We start from the raw sequence: 17,973 nt of genomic DNA, 5'->3' as shown, positions 1-17,973 counted from the left end.
CGAATCCAGCCCGGCCGGCGATTGAGGGCCGGGGCTTGGGGCGGAGCCCCAACAACGGGGTGGGCGGGCGGGGAAAACCCCCCGCCCGCCCGCCGCAGGCGAACCGTCACCCAAGCGACCCCAAATACTCCACCATCACGTCGAGGAACCTCCCCGGTTCCTCGACGTGCGGCATATGGCTCGACCCCTCCAGGATCTCCCAGCTCACATCCGGAATCTCGTCATAGAACGGCTGCACCGTCGCCGGAGTGGCCTCGTCATGGCGGCCGCTGATGAGCAGCGTCGGCACCTCGACCGCGTGCAGCCGGTCGATGACGGACCAGTCGCGGAGGGTCCCGATGACCGTGAAGTCGTTGGGGCCGTTCATCGTGCCGTAGACGGTCGGGTCGTTGGTGAGCGCCATGAGGGTGCGCATGACCTCGGGCGGGATCGGGTCGGCGCGGCAGACGTGGCGCTGGTAGTAGGCGTACATCGCGTGCTGGTACTCCGGGTCGTCGTACGCCCCGGTGGCCTCGTGCCGGCTGAGGGCCGCCTGGAGTTCCTCGGGGAGCCCGGCGCGCAGCCGCAGCGCTTCCGCCCGCCACAGCGGCATCGACGCGGGCGAGTTGGCGATCACCATGCCGCGCAGGCCGGCCGGCTGCCGCACGGCGTGCTCGGCGGCGAGCATGCCGCCCCAGGACTGGCCGAAGAGGATGTAGTCGTCGGCGACGCCGAGGTGTTCGAGGAGGTTGTCGAGCTCGCGGAGGAACAGGTCGACGGTCCAGAAGTCGGCACCCCGGTCGGGCAGGTGGGTGGAGGCGCCGTTGCCGAGCTGGTCGTAGTGGATGACCGGCCAGCCCTGCTCGGCCAGTTCGGTCAGGGACAGGAGGTAGTCGTGGGTGCTGCCGGGGCCGCCGTGCATGACGACGAGCGGGGGGTTGCCCGCGTCGAGTTCACCGGTGACGCGGTACCACGTCCGGTGGTCACCGAACGGAACGGTTCCGGTGGCGCTTGGAGTTGCGAACAAGCTGGAGACACCCCATCTGATAGTGCTGCGACCGTGCACTTCAGAGTGCCTTCCCGCCGCCCGTCCGGGCACCGCCGGGCCACCCCGATAGGGGCTGAATCCGGGCCGGTAGGGGTATCGCCCGGGGGCCTGCCGAGCCGACCATTTGATGTGTTGCCTGAGGTATCACTCGATATCACTCGGTATCGCTCACCGACGACGACAGGTTACTGGATGAGTACGGCTGTTGTATTTCCCGGAATGGGACCGAACCGCTTCGCCGACGCGGCGAAATTCATGATGGTCAACCCCTCGGCGAGGCGGCTGCTCGCGGCCGCATCCGATGCCGTGGGGTATTCCGTGATGAACCGGTTCCGGGATTCCGAGGACGACTACTCCGAGGCCGCCCAGGTCGCGTTCTTCGTGAATTGCGTGGCGCTGGCCGAGTGGGCGCGCGAGCGGTACGGGCTGGAGCCGGCGGTGTGCGCGGGGCCGAGCTTCGGGCAGAAGGCGCTGACGGCGTTCACCGGCGCCCTGCCGTTCGAGGAGGCGGCGCGGCTGACCGCGCTGCTGGCCCGCTGCACGGAGGAGTACTTCGCGACCGAGCACCAGGACCTGGTGACGCTGTCGTTCGTACGGGCCCCGGAGGCGGCGCTCGCGCCGCTCCTCGAGGAGCTGACCGAGCGCGGCGAGTGGTACGACTTCTCGTGCTACCTCGACGACGGCTTCCACATGCTCACGCTGCGCGCGCAGGCCGTCGAGGAGTTCGAGCGGCGGATCCGGTCCATCGGCGGACTGCCGCTGTACACGATGCGCCCGCCCATGCACTCCTCGCTCTTCTCCGGTCTGCGGAAGAAGGTGGCGGAGGAGGTGCTCGGCGATTTCCGGTTCGGTGACCCGGAAATCCCCGTGGTCGCCGATTCCGACGGCTCGGTCCTGCGCACCGGTGAAGAGATCCGGAACATGCTGCTGGACGGCTATGTGAAGGCCGTCCGCTGGCCTTCCGTCGTCGCGTCGCTCAAGGAACTGGGCGTCGACCGGGTATGTGTCGCCGGGCCGGACAGGCTGTTCGGCCGGGTCGACTGCACGGTCAGCAATTTCGAGGTACTGGCCGCCGATCCGGTGATCGCGATGCGCCCCCGTACCTGAGTCGTGTCCAAGGCGTACCTGACTGAAGTGCCAACCAACCGTGGAAGAGTGGAAGAGGAGACGACCGGTATGTGGGACCAGCAGTTCGAGGACATTCTGCGCCGCGCCCTGCCGTACATGGAGCCCGGCGAGAAGATCCTCGCCGACCTGGAGCTGCGGGACTACGGGCTCGACTCCCTCGGCATCGTCGATCTCCTGATGGACCTGGAGAGCTCCTACGGCGTGCAGTTCCGTGACGAGTCGCTGTCCCGGGAGACCTTCGCCACGCCCGCCGGGCTGTGGGCGACGCTCTCCTCGCTGACGGGCACGGACCCCGTCCCGGCGGCCTGAGGGCCTGACGACGGCCCCGCGCGGGCCGACCACGCACAACACCGCACGGAGGGGACGAGGGGCATGGGGGCCGCCTTGGAGAACACGCTGCACGGACGGTTCCTGCGGGGGCTGTCCGTGGCCGGGGACCGGGACGCGTTCCGGGTGGGGGAGCGGGGCGTCACCTACGCCGCCGCCCACGCCACCGCCCTGACCTGGGCCGGCACTCTGCTGGACGCGGCGGGCGGCCGGCTCGGCGCCGTCGGTGTGCTCGCCAACAAGAGCGGGACCGCCTACATCGGCATGCTCGCCGCGCTCTACGCCGGCGCCACGGCCGTCCCCCTGCACCCGGACTTCCCCGCCGAGCGCACCCGGCAGGCGATCGCCGACGCCGGTGTCGGGGCGATCGTCACCGACGAGCGGGGCGCCGGGCTCCTCGCGGGGATCCTGCCGGCCGGGGCGGACCTCCCGGTCCTGGTCGACGGCGCGCGCACCACCGCCCCCGGGCACCTGTCCCCCCGCCCCGAGCTGGCCCTCGCCGCCCCCCGGCCGGCCGAGCCGACCGACGCCGCGTACGTCATGTTCACCTCGGGCTCCACCGGCCGGCCCAAGGGCGTCCCCGTGACGCACTCCAGCGCCGTCAGCTACTTCGACACCCTCGACGGCCGCTACGACTTCACGCCCGGCGACGTCTTCTCGCAGACCTTCGACCTCACCTTCGACTGCGCGGTCTTCGACCTGTTCTGCGCGTGGGGCGCCGGCGCCTGCGTGCTCCCGGTGCCCGGCCCCGCCTACCGCGCGCTGCCGGAGTTCCTCGCCGAGCAGGGCGTGACGGTGTGGTTCGCCACCCCGAACAGCATCGCGCTGGCCCGCCGCACGGGCGGCCTCACCCCGGGCTCCATGCCGGGGCTGCGCTGGAGCCTGTTCGCGGGGGAGCCGCTCATGGACGCCGACGCCGCCGAATGGCAGGCCGCCGCGCCCGGTTCGGCGGTGGAGAACCTCTACGGGCCCACCGAGCTCACCATCACCTGCACCGCCCACCGCTGGTCGCCCGGGACGTCCCCCGGCCGCAGCGTCAACGGCGTCGTACCGATCGGCCTCCCGCACGCCGGGCTCGACGTCTTCCTCCGCGACGACGACGGCACGCCCCACGACACCGAGGGCGAGCTGTGCGTCGCCGGCCCGCAGACCTGCGCCGGCTACCTCGACCCCGCCGACGACGAGGGGCGGTTCATCGAGCGCGACGGCCTGCGCTGGTACCGCACCGGCGACCGGGTGCGCCGCCACCCCGACGGCGAACTCACCTTCCTGGGCCGCGTCGACGACCAGGTCCAGCTGCTGGGCTGGCGCGTGGAGCTGTCCGAGATCGCCCACGCCGTACGCACCCACTGCGCGGGCGTCGAGGACGCCGCCGCCGTCGTCGCGCCGCTGGGCGGGGAGAGCGACGAGCTCGTCGTCTACTACACCGGCCGCCGCGCCACGCCCGTCGAGTTGGCCAGAGGACTGCGGGCGGCGCTGCCGCAGGGCCTCATCCCCCGCCGGTTCCAGCACTTGGACGTGTTGCCGTTGAACGCCAATCGCAAGATCGACCGAGCCGGTCTGAAGGCCCGCGCGACGCGCGACTTCGGGAAGGGGGAGTCCGCACCGGTCACCGGCCTCCTGCACGGGATCCTGGCCGCCGCCGTGGCGGCCGCGCCCGACGCGCAGGCCGTCCGGGACGGGCGCGAGTCCTGGACGTACGCGCAGCTCGCCGCCGAGAGCGCGGCGGCCGGCCAGTGGCTGGAACGCCAGGGCGTGACGCGCGGCGACCGCGTCGTCGTACAGCTGCCCAACGTCCGCGAGCTGGTCGCCCTGTTCTACGCCTGCGCCCGGCGCGGCGTGACCATGGTGCCGCTCAACCCCGGAATGAAGGAGTACGCGCTCCGGCAGGTCCTCGCCGACTGCGAGCCGGTCCTGGCGGTCGCCGCCGACGAGACCGCCGAGTCGCTGCGCGGCGTCGGCGGCGGTGTGCCCGTACACCCGCTCTCCACGACATGGCAGCAGGTCGAGGCCCTGCGCGGGCTGCCCGAGCCGGCCCCGGCCGCCGAGCCCGGCGACGTCGGCGTGCTCATCTACACCTCGGGCAGCACCGCCGCCCCCAAGGGCGTGGTGTGCCCGCAGGCGCAGATGGACTTCGCGGCCCGCGCGATCCAGCAGGAGCTCGGCTACCGCGCGGACGACGTCGTCTACTGCCGGCTGCCGCTGTCCTTCGACTACGGCCTCTTCCAGATCCTGCTGTCGGCGCTCGCCGGAGCCGAGCTGGTGCTGGCCGGCGCGCAGCCCGAGGTGAAGCTGCTCAACGAGGTCCGCGAGTACGGGGCGACGGTCTTCCCGGTCGTCCCGTCGCTGGCCACCATCCTGGTGCGGCTCGTCGCCCGCGCGCCCGGCGGGACCCGGCTGCGGCTGTTCACCAACACCGGCGCCGCGCTCCAGCAGTCCACGATCGCCGCGCTGCGGGAGAACTTCCCCGGCGCCCGGGTGGCCCGGATGTTCGGCATCACCGAGTGCAAGCGCATCTCGATCATGCCGCCCGCGCAGGAGCTTGAGCGCCCGGAGTCGGTGGGCCGCCCGCTGCCCGGGACCCGCGTGGAGATCCTCGGCGACGACGGCATGGTGCTGCCGCCCGGCGAGGTCGGCGAGATCACCGTCACGGGCCCGCACGTCATGGCCGGCTACTGGCGCGCCCCGGAGATCACCGCCCGCACCTTCCGCCCCGACGGACGCACCGGCGCCACCCGCCTGCACACCGGCGACTACGGGCACCTCGACGCCGACGGCTACCTCTACTTCGAGGGCCGCCGCGACGACATGTTCAAGCGCCACGGCGTGCGGATGAGCACCATCGAGATCGAAGCCGCCGCCATGGACATCCCGGGCGTACGGGCCGCCGCCGCGCTGGTGCCGACCGCCGACCGCGACCTCGCCCTGTGCGTGGCGGGCGACCTCGGCCCGCAGGAGATCCGGCGGGGGCTGGCCGAGCGGCTGGAGCCCGCGAAGGTCCCGGCCGAGATCAAGGTCGTCGCCGACGTCCCGCTGACGCTCAACGGCAAGAACGAGAAGAAGCAACTCATGGCACTGCTCGACGGGTCGCACGACCCCGAGCGGGCAGCCGGCGGCGACGCCGCCGGCGAGGGCAAGGAGGGCACGGCGTGAGCCGCACATCCGCAGAGCTGACCGAGCGGTACGGGTCGCCGCTGTACGTCTACGACCTGGACCTGCTGCGGGAGGCGCGGCGCGAGCTGCGGGCCGCCCTGCCGCCGCAGTTCACGCTGTTCTACTCCCTCAAGGCCAACCCGCACCCCGAGCTGGCCCGCGCGCTGGGCGAGGGCGAGGGCGCCTGCCGCGCCGAGGTCAGCTCCACCGGCGAGCTGGCCTCCGCCCTCCGGGCCGGCTTCCCGGCGGCGGAGATCCTGTACTCCGGGCCCGGCAAGACCACCCAGGAGCTGCACGAGGCCATCGGCTGCGGGGTGCGCCAGTTCTCCGTCGAGTCGCTGTCCGACCTGCGGCGCGTGGGCGCGGTCGCCGAGGCGCACGACGTGGTCGCCGACTGCCTGCTGCGCGTCAACAACGAGACGGGCGGCGCCTCCACCAGCATCCGCATGACGGGCACCCCGTCGCAGTTCGGCATCGACGGCGAGACCCTCGCCGACAGCGTCACCGACCTCCTGTCCGTGACGAACACCCGCGTCGTCGGCGCCCACTTCTTCCCGCTGAGCAACTCCCGGGACGAGGAGAACCTGATCTCCGAGTTCCGGCAGAGCATCGAGGCGGCCGCCCGGCTCCGCGACGAACTCGGCCTGCCGATGCGCTTCCTGGACATCGGCGGCGGTTTCGCCGCGCCCTACGCGACCCCCGGGAACCGGCCCGTCTACGAAAAGCTCCGCCAGGAGCTGGAGAGCGCCCTCGACCTGCACTTCCCCGGCTGGCGCGAGGGCTCCGTGGAGATCGCCTGCGAGTCGGGCCGCTACCTGGTGGGCGGCTGCGGCGAACTCCACACCACGGTCACCAACATCAAGGAGAGCCGCGGCCGGAAGTTCGTCATCCTCGACGCGGGCATCAACACGTTCGGCGGGATGGCGGGCCTGGGCCGGCTGCTGCCGCTGGCGATCGACGTCGACGCCGACGCCGACGCGGGCGACCTGGACGAGACGGTGAGCCTGGTCGGCCCGCTGTGCACGCCCGGCGACATCCTCGGCCGGAACGTACGCGTCCCCGCACTCTCGGAGGGCGACGTCGTGACGGTCCCGAACGCGGGCGCGTACGGGGTGACGGCGAGCCTCCTGCACTTCCTCAGCCGACCGGCACCGGGCGAGGTGGTCGTCTCGGGCGGCGAGGTCGTCTCGGCGACCCGCCTGGACTCCGTCCGGACCGACCTGCCGACCTGACCTTTCCCCAGTAGCCGGGGGCAAGCCCCGGACCTCCTTTGGCCTCAACCGCCGGCCGGGCTTGATCAGCCCGGCCACATCCAGCCCGTCCGGCGGTTGAGGACCGGGGTCCGGGGCGGACCCCCGGTTACGGGAAGGGGCGGGGCCGGGGAAAAAACCCACCCGGCCATGCCCGCACCCACCCCACCCCGGATCCCGCAACAGAACGGCGAAGCAGAGAAATGACTGGCGGACGCGTCCTCGACCTCGTGACCGAGACGGCCATGGCAGTGCTACGGCGAGCCGGCCGAGACGCCCCCGCCGACCTCAACCCCCACCACCCCTTCCAAGACCTCGGCTTCGACTCGCTGGCAGCAGTCGACATGCACCGCCGTCTCACCGCCGAGACTGGCCTCCCCCTCCCCGTCACCCTCGTCTTCGACCACCCCACCCCCGCCGCCCTGGCCCGCCACCTGCACGAGCAGCTCACCGGCGGCACCGGCGGCACCGAGCCCGCGGCGGCGGACCGGCCCGCCGCGCGGCCCGCCGACGACGAGCCCGTCGCGATCGTCGGCATGGCCTGCCGCTACCCCGGTGACATCCGCTCGCCCGAGGACCTGTGGCGGCTCGTCGCGGGCGAGGGGGACGCGATCTCCGGGCTGCCGGAGAACCGCGGCTGGGACCTGGACGCGCTGTTCGACACCGACCCCGACCGGCCGGGCACCAGCTACGTCCGCTCGGGCGGCTTCCTGCACGACGCCGCCGACTTCGACGCGGACTTCTTCGGCATCTCGCCGCGCGAGGCCACCGCCATGGACCCGCAGCAGCGGCTGCTGCTGGAGACGTCCTGGGAGGCCCTGGAGCGGGCGGGGATCGCCCCCGGTTCCGTACGCGGCTCCGGGACCGGCGTCTTCATCGGCGCCGAGCCGCAGGAGTACGGGCCCCGCCTGCACGAGGCCCCCGACGGCCTGGAGGGCTACCTCCTCACCGGCAATGCCACCAGCGTCGTCTCCGGCCGCGTCGCCTACGCCCTCGGCCTCGAAGGCCCCACCCTCACCGTCGACACGGCCTGTTCCGGCTCGCTGGTCGCCCTGCACCTGGCGGTGCAGTCGCTGCGGCGCGGCGAGTGCGACCTGGCGCTGACGGGCGGTGTGGCGGTGATGGCCGGCCCGGGGACGTTCACGGCGTTCAGCCGCCAGCGCGGGCTGGCGGAGGACGGGCGCTGCAAGGCGTTCTCGTCGGACGCGGACGGCACGGGGTGGGCCGAGGGCGTCGGCGTACTCGTCGTCGAACGGCTCGCGGACGCCCGCCGCAACGGTCACCGCGTGCTCGCCGTCGTCCGGGGCAGCGCCATCAACCAGGACGGCGCCAGCAACGGCCTCACCGCCCCCAACGGCCTCGCCCAGCAGCGCGTCATCCGCCACGCCCTCGGCGACGCCGGCCTGTCCGCCGCGGACGTCGACGCCGTGGAGGCCCACGGCACCGGCACCCGGCTCGGCGACCCGATCGAGGCGCAGGCGCTCCTCGCCACGTACGGGAGCGAGCGCCCGGAGGGCCGGCCCCTGTGGCTGGGCTCCCTGAAGTCCAACATCGGGCACGCGCAGGCCGCGGCGGGCGTGGGCGGCGTGATCAAGATGGTCATGGCGCTACGGGCCGGGACGCTGCCCCGCACGCTGCACGTCGAGGAGCCCACGCCCTTCGTGGACTGGTCGGCGGGCACGGTGGAACTCCTGACGGAGGCCCGGGACTGGCCGGCGACGGAGGAGAGGCCGCGCAGGGCCGGCGTCTCGTCGTTCGGCATCAGCGGCACGAACGCCCACACGATCATCGAGGAGGCCCCCCGGCCGCCGCTGCCGATCGAGGGCCTGTCCGCCGAGGGCGCCCCGGTCGTGTCGCCGGGCGCCGCCGCCGTGGAATCCGTCACCCTCCCCTGGCCCGTCTCCGCCCGTACCCCCGAGGCACTCGCCGCGCAGGCCGATCACCTGCGCTCGTACCTCGCCGAGCGCGAGCGCGAGCGCGGCAGCGAGCCCGGCACCCCGTACGCCGCCGCCGACATCGCGTACGCCCTCGCCACCACCCGCACCGCCCACGAGCAGCGGGCCGTGCTCCTCACCGAGGCCGGTGGGGGTGCCGGTCGCGAGGCAACCCTCGCCGCCCTGGCCGCGCTCGCCGCAGGCGAAGACGCTCCTGGCCTGGTCACCGGCGTCGCCCGGCCCGGGAAGCTCGCGGTGCTGTTCACCGGGCAGGGCGCGCAGCGCGCCGGCATGGGACGCGAGCTGTACGCGGCCTTCCCCGTCTTCGCCGCCGCCCTGGACGCCGCGTGCGGCTACCTCGACCTCCAGCTCGACCTGCCGCTGCGCGACGTGCTCTTCGCGGAGCCCGGCACGCCCGAGGCCGAGCTCCTGCACCGCACCCAGTACACCCAGGCCGCGCTCTTCGCCGTCGAGGTCGCGCTCTTCCGCCTGACCGAGTCCTGGGGCGTCGTGCCGGACTTCGTCGCCGGGCACTCCGTCGGCGAGCTCGTCGCCGCGCACGTGGCGGGCGTCCTGTCCTTGGAGGACGCCGCCCTGCTGGTGGCCGCCCGCGGCCGGCTGATGCAGGAGGCCCCGGCGGGCGGCGCGATGGTGTCGCTGCGGGCCACCGAGGACGAGGTCCGGGCCGCGCTCGTCGACGGCGTCGACATCGCCGCCGTCAACGGCCCGTCGGCCGTGGTGATCTCCGGCGACGAGGAAGCGGTCGAGCGCGTCGCGTCCCGCTTCGCGACGGCCAAGCGGCTCAACGTCTCGCACGCCTTCCACTCCGCGCACATGGACGGGATGCTGGAGGAGTTCGCCCAGTTCGCGAGCATCCTCGACTACGCGCCGCCGCGCATCCCGGTCGTCTCCAACGTCACCGGCCGGCTCGCCACCGAGGCGGAACTGCGCTCCCCGGACTACTGGGTGAGCCACGTGCGGCAGGCCGTCCGGTTCGCCGACGGCGTCCGGACGCTGGACGAGCAGGGCGTGCGGACGTACCTCGAACTCGGCCCGGACGCCGTCCTCACCGCGATGGCGAGCGGCTGCCTCCCCGAATGCGGTGTCGAGGCCGGCGGCGTCGCGTTCGTCGCCGCCCTGCGCCGCGACCGCGCGGAGGCCACGGAGGTCACCGGCGCCCTCGCCGCCCTGCACGTGCGCGGCACCGACGTCGACTGGGCGGCGTTCTTCGCCGGCCGCCTCCCGGGCCACGTACCCACCCACGTCGACCTGCCCACCTACCCCTTCCAGCGCCGCCGCTACTGGCTGGACGTCCCGGCCGCGCACGGCGACGCCACCGGCTTCGGCCTCGTACCGGTCGAACACCCGCTGCTGGCGGCGGAACTGGGCCTCGCCGAAGCGGGCGGCCTCGTCCTGACCGGGCGGATCGCCCTGCCCACCCACCCCTGGCTCGCCGACCACGCGGTCGCGGGAACGGTCCTCCTGCCCGGCACGGCCTTCGTCGAACTGGCCCTCCAGGCCGGCGGGCGCACCGGATGCGAGCTGCTCGCCGAACTCACCCTCGAAGCACCGCTGCTCCTCCCCGAGCGCGGCGCCGTCCGCCTCCAGCTGGCCGTCTCCGACCCGGACGGCACCGGCCGCCGCACCCTGGAGATCCACTCGCGCCGCGAGACGGCCGACGACGCCGAGGAGGCGTGGACCCGGCACGCGACCGGCGCCCTGGAGCCGACAGCGGACGCGCCGGCCGACGCCGACCTCACCGTTTGGCCACCCGAGGGCGCCGAAGCGGTCGGGATCGACGGCTACTACGAGGAACTGGCGGCACAGGGCTACGACTACGGGCCCGCCTTCCAGGGTCTGCGCGCGGTATGGCGGCGCGGCGACGAGGTCTTCGCGGAGGTCGCCCTGGAACAGGGCGCGGACGCCGAGTCCTTCGCCCTGCACCCGGCGCTGCTGGACGCCGCCCTGCACGCCATCCCCTCCGAGTCCGCCGAACTGCCCTTCGCCTGGACCGGCGTCGCCGTGAGCGCCGTGGGCGCGGGCGAACTGCGCGTACGGATCAGCCCGAACGGTTCGGGCTTCGCCCTGGCCCTCGCCGACGGCACGGGAGCCCCGGTCGCCACCGTCGGCTCCCTCGTCCTGCGCCCCGTATCGGGCGAGCGGCTCGCCGCCGCCGCCCTCCACGAGTCGCTGTTCCGCCTGGACTGGTCCCCCGTCCAGGAACCGGGCGGAACAGCCGTGTCCGTCACCGGGATCCCCCTCGGCGAGCCCCTCGCGGACGGTTCCCCGGCCCCCGAGTGCGCACTCGTCCGGCTCCCCGCCGGGCAGCCGTCGGCGGCCGAGGCCCTGGCGGCCGTCCAGGCGTGGCTGGCCGACGACCGCCTCGCCGGCTCCCGCCTGGCCCTGGCCATCGAGGCCGGCCCCGCGCACGCCGCCGTACGAGGACTGGTCCGCTCGGCACAGGCCGAGCACCCGGACCGCTTCGTCCTGGTCGAACTGGACGGCACGCAGGAGTCCGAACGCGCCCTGCCGGCCGCGTTGGGCCACGCCGTCGCGACCGGGGAACCCGAGCTGGCCGTACGGGCCGGCGCCATCGCCGTGCCCCGGCTGGCCCGCGTGCCCGTACCGTCCGCGAGCGGACCGGCCTGGTCCCCGGACGGCACCGTCCTGATCACCGGCGGTACGGGCGGCCTCGGCGCCGTCCTGGCCCGCCACCTGGTCACCCGGCACGGCGTCCGCCACCTGCTGCTGGCCGGCCGTCGCGGGGCAGCCGCCCCCGGCGCCGCCGAACTCCGCGCGGAGCTGGCGGCCCTGGGCGCCGAGGTGACGGTCGCCGCGTGCGACGTCGCCGACCGCGACGCGCTGGCCGACCTCCTCGCCTCCGTACCCGCCGAACACCCCCTCACCGGCGTCGTCCACGCCGCCGGCGTCCTGGACGACGGCACGGTCACCACGCTCACCGCCGACCGCCTGGCAGGCGTCTTCGCCCCCAAGGCGGACGCCGCACGACACCTGGACGAGCTGACGCGCGGGACGGACCTGACGGCGTTCGTGCTGTTCTCCTCGGCCGCCGCCACCCTCGACGGCGCGGGCCAGGGCAACTACGCCGCCGCCAACGCCCACCTCGACGCCTTGGCCGCACAGCGCCACGCCGAGGGCCTCCCGGCCACGGCCCTCGCCTGGACCCTCTGGGCGGAGAGCGGCGGCATGGCGGGCCGCCTCGACGAAGCGGACCTGCGCCGCGTCGCCCGCTCCGGCCTGCCCGCCCTCACCACGGAAGAGGGCCTGGCCCTCTTCGACGCCGCCCTGGCCACCGGCGAACCCGCCCTGCTGCCCATGCGGCTCGACCCCGCCGCCCTGCGCGCCAGGGCGGACGGGGTGCCGTGGGTCCTGCGCGGGCTCGTACGCCCCGCCCCCCAGCCGAACCGCCGACAGGCGCGGACCGCGTCCTCCGGCGCCGGCACGGCGGACGACGCCCTGCGCCGCCGCCTCTCGGCCCTCGCCGGGCCGGAGCGGACGGAGGCGGTGCTGGACCTGGTCCGCACCCAGGTCGCGCTCGTCCTCGGCCACACCGGCCCCGAGGCCGTCGCCACCGACCGCGCGTTCAGCGCCATCGGCTTCGACTCCCTCGCCGCCGTGGAACTCCGCAACCGCCTCAACACCGTCACCGGCCTCCGCCTGCCGGCCACGCTGATCTTCGACTACCCGACGTCGGAGGCGCTCGCGGAGCACCTGCTGGAGGCGCTGGGACTCGTCGCGGGGCCGGACGCCGACGAAGCGCTCCCCGCCACCCCGGCCGTAGGCGATGACGACCTGATCGCGATCGTGGGGATGAGCTGCCGGTATCCGGGTGGGGTGTCCTCGCCGGAGGGTCTGTGGGATCTGGTGGCGGGTGGCCGGGACGGTGTGTCGCGTTTCCCGGAGAACCGTGGCTGGGATGTCGAGGGCCTGTATGACCCGGATCCGGATGCGGCGGGTCGTACGTACACGGTCGAGGGCGGCTTCCTGCACGAGGCCGGTGACTTCGATCCGGAGTTCTTCGGGATCAGTCCGCGTGAGGCGCTGGCGATGGATCCGCAGCAGCGGTTGCTGTTGGAGGCGTCGTGGGAGGCGTTCGAGCGGGCGGGTATCGAGCCGGGTTCGCTGCGGGGCAGCCGCACGGGTGTGTTCGCCGGTGTGATGTACCACGACTTCGCGTCCCGGCTGCGGGTGGTGCCCGAGGGCCTGGAAGGCTTCCTCGGTAATGGTGGTCTGGGGAGTGTGGCGTCGGGCCGGGTGTCCTACACCTTTGGTCTTGAGGGCCCGGCGGTGACGGTGGACACGGCGTGTTCGTCGTCGCTGGTGGCCCTGCACTGGGCGATCCAGGCGCTGCGCTCGGGTGAGTGCACGCTGGCTCTGGCCGGTGGTGTGACGGTGATGACGACCCCTGACACCTTCATCGACTTCTCCCGTCAGCGTGGGCTCGCGGCGGATGGGCGGTGCAAGGCGTTCGCGGCGGGTGCGGACGGTACGGGCTGGAGCGAGGGCGTCGGCATGCTGCTCGTCGAGCGCCTCTCCGACGCCCGCCGCAATGGCCACCCCGTGCTCGCGGTGGTGCGCGGCTCCGCCATCAACCAGGACGGCGCGAGCAACGGCCTCACCGCCCCCAACGGCCCCTCGCAGCAACGAGTGATCCGACAGGCCCTGGCCACGGCCGGTCTGTCGGCTGCGGATGTGGACGCCGTCGAGGCGCACGGCACGGGCACGACGTTGGGAGATCCGATCGAGGCGCAGGCATTGCTGGCCACGTACGGGCAGGAGCGGACCGGCGACGAGCCGCTGTGGCTCGGTTCGTTGAAGTCGAACATCGGGCACGCCCAGGCCGCCGCCGGTGTCGGTGGTGTGATCAAGATGGTCATGGCGATGCGCAACGGCGTGATGCCCAAGACCCTGCACGTCGACGCGCCCTCGCACCAGGTCGACTGGGCGGCGGGCGCGGTCGAGCTGCTGACGGAAGCGCGCGAGTGGCCGGAGGGCGAGCGCCCCCGGCGTGCGGGCGTCTCGTCGTTCGGCATCAGCGGCACGAACGCGCACGTGATCATCGAGCAGGCACCGGCCGAGGCCGCTGTCGAAGGAACCGCCCTTCTGCCGGTCGTGCCGTGGGTGGTGTCCGGCAGGACGCCGGAGGCCCTCGCCGACCAGCTCACCCGCGTCCAGGACGCTGCCGCCGACCTCAACCCGGTGGACGTCGGCTTCTCCCTGGCGACGACGCGTGCCCAGTTCGACCACCGGGCCGTCGTGGTGGACGACCAGGTCGTCTCGGGCCGGGTGCTGGGCGGGAAGGTCGCCGCTCTGTTCACGGGGCAGGGAGCTCAGCGGACCGGCATGGGGCGTGAGTTGCATGCCGCGTACCCGGTCTTCGCGGAGGCTTTCGACGCGGCGTGCGCGGCGTTGGGCCTGGACCAGGCCGTTCTCGACGATGCCGAGCTGCTGGCCCGTACGGAGAACACGCAGCCTGCCTTGTTCGCGGTTGAAGTGGCGCTGTTCCGCCTCGCCGAGTCGTGGGGGATACGGCCCGACTTCGTCGCCGGTCACTCCATCGGCGAGATCGCCGCAGCGCACGTCGCCGGGGTGTTCTCGCTGGAGGACGCCGCGAAGCTCGTGTCGGCTCGTGCCGCGCTGATGCAGGCGCTGCCCGCCGGTGGCGCGATGGTGTCGCTGCGAGCCACCGAGGCCGAGGTGCGGGCCGTTCTCGTCGACGGTGTCGACATCGCGGCCATCAACGGCCCGTCATCCGTCGTGATTTCGGGTGATGAGGAGGCCGTCGAGCGGGTAGCGGCCCACTTCGAGAAGTCCCGGCGCCTGAACGTCTCGCACGCTTTCCACTCGCACCGCATGGACGGGATGCTGGCCGACTTCCGGACCGTAGCCGAGTCGCTGACCTACAGCGCCCCGACCGTCCCGGTCGTCTCCAACGTCACGGGCTCCGTGGCCGAGGACCTCACTTCTCCCGAGTACTGGGTCCGCCACGTCCGCGAGGCCGTCCGCTTCGCCGACGGCATCCGGACCCTCCACGACCAGGGTGTACGTACGTTCCTGGAGCTGGGCCCCGACGGCGTCCTGTCCGCCATGGCCCAGGAGTGTCTCCCGGACACGGACGACATCGCCTTCATCCCGGCCCTCCGCAAGGACCGCCCCGAAGCGAACGCCCTGGTCACCGCCCTCGGCCGGCTCCACATCACCGGCGCCCGAGTCGACTGGCAGGCGTTCTTCTCCGGTACCGGCGCCCGCCTCGCCGACCTCCCCACCTACCCCTTCCAGCACCAGCACTTCTGGCTCAGCGCCTCGGAGACCGAGCCCGGTGATGTCACCGCCGCCGGGCTGGGCGCGGCCGGGCATCCGCTGCTCGGTGCGGCGGTCGAGCTGCCGGAGGGACACCTGTTCACGGGCAGGCTGTCGCTCCGTACGCACCCGTGGCTGGCCGATCACGCCGTCGGCGGGGTGGTCGTCCTTCCCGGCACGGCCTTCGTCGAGCTGGCTGTCAGGGCCGCCGACGACTGTGCGTGCGCCACTGTCGAGGAGCTGACCCTCGAAGCGCCCCTCGTCCTCTCCGAGCGCGACGGCGTTCAGCTGCGCGTCGCGGTGGACGCGGCGGACGCCGACGGCCGCCGGTCGCTGGCCGTGCACTCCCGGCGCGAGGGCGAGGACGCGTGGGTGCGGCACGCCTCGGGCGTACTGGCTCCCGAGGGCGCGCAGCCGGCCTTCGCGTTCGCGGAGTGGCCGCCCGCCGGGTGCGAGCCCGTGGCCGTGGACGACCTCTACGACCGGTTCGCGGCGCTCGGCCTGGACTACGGGCCCGTCTTCCAGGGCCTCACCGCCGCCTGGACCACCGGCGGCGGCGCGGAGATCTACGCCGAGGTCGCGCTCCCCGACGGCGCGGACGCCGCAGCGTACGGGCTCCACCCGGCGCTCCTCGACGCCGCCCTCCACGCCATCGGGCTGGACGGCGGTACGGGCGAGGGGCGCGCGGAACTGCCCTTCGCCTGGGCGGGGGTCACTCTGCACGCGACCGGGGCCGCCGCGCTGCGGGTGCGGGTCGCCCCCGCGCCGGGCGGGGTGTCGCTGGAGGTCGCGGACGTCTCGGGCGCGCCGGTGGCGTCGGTCGCGTCCCTGTCCCTGCGCCCGGCCGAGGTCGGGACGGCGTCGGCGGGCCGGGACAGCCTGTTCCACATCGACTGGGTGCCCGCGCCCGCGACGACCACCACCTCCACCGATGGTGTCTGGGCGGTCCTGGGCGGCGGCGAGCCGGCTCTCGTGCCCGCTCTGCGCGCCGCCGGCCTGCGGGCGGAGGCCCTCGCCGACCTCTCGGCACCCGGCACGGACGACCGCCCCCTCCCGGATGTCGTCGTCCTCGACGTCGACACCGACCGGGCCGGCGACCTGCCCGCCGCCGTCCGTGCCGCCACCACGCCCGTCCTCACCGCCCTCCAGGCGTGGTTGACGGACGACCGCTGGGCCGCTGCCCGGCTCGTGGTGGTCACCCGGGGAGCCGTCTCCACCGGCGCGTCCACCCCTGGTTCGGACATCGATCCGGCCGGGGCGGCAGTCCGGGGTCTGGTGCGCGCGGCCCAGGCCGAACAGCCGGGCAGGATCGTCCTGGTCGACGTGGACGAGGCAGCGGACCCCACCTCCGCCCTCACCACCGCCCTCGCCTCCGACGAGCCCGAACTCGCCCTGCGCGGCGGCTCGCTGCTCGTACCCCGCCTCGCCCGCGCCGACGACGCCACCGACGCTCCCGCCTGGGCCCCCGACCCCGACGGCACGGTCCTGGTCAGCGGTGGCACCGGCGGGCTCGGCGCCCTGGTCGCGCGCCACCTGGTGGCCGAGCACGGGGTGCGGCGCCTCCTCCTCACCAGCCGGCGCGGTTCCGCCGCCCCCGGCGCGGCCGGTCTCCGCGACGAGCTCACGGCGCTCGGCGCGCACGTCACCGTCGCCGCCTGCGACGTGTCGGACCGCGACGCGCTCGCCGGCCTCCTCGACGGGGTGGACCTGACGGCCGTCGTCCACACCGCCGGTGTCCTCGACGACGGTGTCGTCGGCTCGCTCACCCCCGAGCGCCTCGACACCGTCTTCCGGCCCAAGGTGGACGCCGCCTGGCACCTGCACGAGCTGACGCGCGGAATGGACCTGTCGGCGTTCGTCCTCTTCTCCTCCGTGGCGGGGGTGTTCGACGCGTCCGGGCAGGGCAACTACGCGGCCGCGAACGCCTTCCTCGACGCCCTCGCCGTGCACCGCCACGCCCAGGGCCTGCCCGCCGTCTCCCTCGCCTGGGGCCTGTGGGGCGGTACGAGCGGCATGGGCGCGGACCTCGACGCCGCCGACCTGCGCCGGATGTCGCGTTCGGGGCTGCTGCCGCTGTCCGAGGAGGACGGCCTGGCGCGGCTCGACGCCGCCCTGGGCCTGCCCGGCCGCCCGGTGCTGGTGCCTATGCGGCTGGACGTGTCCGCCGTACGGGCCCACGCCGGCACCGAGCCGGTGCCGCACCTGCTGCGCGGGCTCGTACGGGCCCCCGCCAGGCGGGCCGCCGCCGCGACGGCGCCCGGTACGGAGCGGCCCTTCGCGGAGCGGATGGCGGCGCTGCCCCGGGCCGAACGGGAGCGGGCGCTACTGGAGTTCGTACGTACCGAGGTCGCCGTGGTGCTGGGGCACCAGGGGCCGGAGGCCGTCGAGCCGGGCCGTGGGTTCGGGCAGCTGGGCTTCGACTCGCTGGCGGCCGTCGAGCTGCGCAACCGGCTCCAGTCGGCGGCGGGGCTGCGGCTCCCGGCGACGCTGATCTTCGACTACCCGACGTCGTACGCGCTGGCGGAGTTCCTCGACTCCCTGCTGGCGCCGGCGGAGGAGGCGCGGAAGCTGTCGCTGGAGGACGAGCTGCTGCGCCTGGAGGTGGCGGTCGCCGGTGAGCGGCCGGACGAGGAGGAGCACGCGCGGATCGCGGCGCGGCTGCGCGCGCTGACCTCGGCCTGGCAGGCGCTGGGCGCGCCGCCGGCCGAGGAGCGCTCGCTGGAGTCGGCGACGGCGGACGAGCTGTTCGACATCCTCGACGGCGAGCTTGAGTCGCTGGGCCTGGACGACTAGGCCCGGAAACGAAAGGAGCCGGCCCGGTGGGCACCGGGCC

Annotated in this window: 6 protein-coding genes; 5 read left to right on the top strand and 1 reads right to left on the bottom strand. The window is 74.0% G+C overall.

Annotated elements, in window-relative coordinates:
- Nucleotides 1–106 precede the first annotated feature (106 nt).
- Entirely contained in the window at nucleotides 107–1,006 is a 900-nt protein-coding gene (locus tag ACZ303_RS09060) for a proline iminopeptidase-family hydrolase (RefSeq protein ID WP_467336632.1), read from the bottom strand.
- 240 nt (nucleotides 1,007–1,246) lie between these two features.
- Between ACZ303_RS09060 and ACZ303_RS09055 the strand changes: the two genes are divergently transcribed.
- The 5 genes from ACZ303_RS09055 (at nucleotide 1,247) to ACZ303_RS09035 (ending at nucleotide 17,933) form a co-directional block, all read left to right on the top strand.
- Nucleotides 1,247–2,134 carry an ACP S-malonyltransferase gene (locus ACZ303_RS09055; protein WP_467336630.1) on the top strand — a complete coding sequence of 296 codons (888 nt, stop codon included), beginning with the start codon at nucleotides 1,247–1,249 and terminating at the stop codon, nucleotides 2,132–2,134.
- Between the two features lie 48 nt (nucleotides 2,135–2,182).
- Nucleotides 2,183–2,464, top strand: coding sequence for a phosphopantetheine-binding protein (locus tag ACZ303_RS09050; protein WP_467336628.1), 282 nt, complete (start codon nucleotides 2,183–2,185; stop codon nucleotides 2,462–2,464).
- Between the two features lie 63 nt (nucleotides 2,465–2,527).
- Nucleotides 2,528–5,635 (top strand): AMP-binding protein, encoded by a 3,108-nt coding sequence (locus ACZ303_RS09045; protein WP_467336626.1) that lies wholly within the window; start codon nucleotides 2,528–2,530, stop codon nucleotides 5,633–5,635.
- Complete coding sequence (locus ACZ303_RS09040) at nucleotides 5,632–6,867, top strand: type III PLP-dependent enzyme domain-containing protein (RefSeq protein ID WP_467336624.1); 1,236 nt, start codon at nucleotides 5,632–5,634, stop codon at nucleotides 6,865–6,867. Before ACZ303_RS09045 ends, ACZ303_RS09040 begins: the two co-directional genes overlap by 4 nt.
- A gap of 248 nt (nucleotides 6,868–7,115) precedes the next feature.
- A complete protein-coding gene (locus tag ACZ303_RS09035; protein ID WP_467336713.1) occupies nucleotides 7,116–17,933 on the top strand; it encodes an SDR family NAD(P)-dependent oxidoreductase in 10,818 nt (3,605 codons plus the stop codon).
- Nucleotides 17,934–17,973: the final 40 nt, after the last annotated feature.

The sequence above is a fragment of the Streptomyces sp. NPDC023527 genome, from assembly GCF_055560115.1.
Note: the sequence above shows the minus strand (reverse complement) of the source record. Positions and strands in the feature narration are given on the sequence as shown.

Bases quoted from the DNA above. Each gene is read 5' to 3' on its own strand.
- ACZ303_RS09055 (WP_467336630.1), top strand. From the start codon at position 1,247: ATGGGACCGAACCGCTTCGCCGACGCGGCGAAATTCATGATGGTCAAC.
- ACZ303_RS09045 (WP_467336626.1), top strand. From the start codon at position 2,528: ATGGGGGCCGCCTTGGAGAACACGCTGCACGGACGGTTCCTGCGGGGG.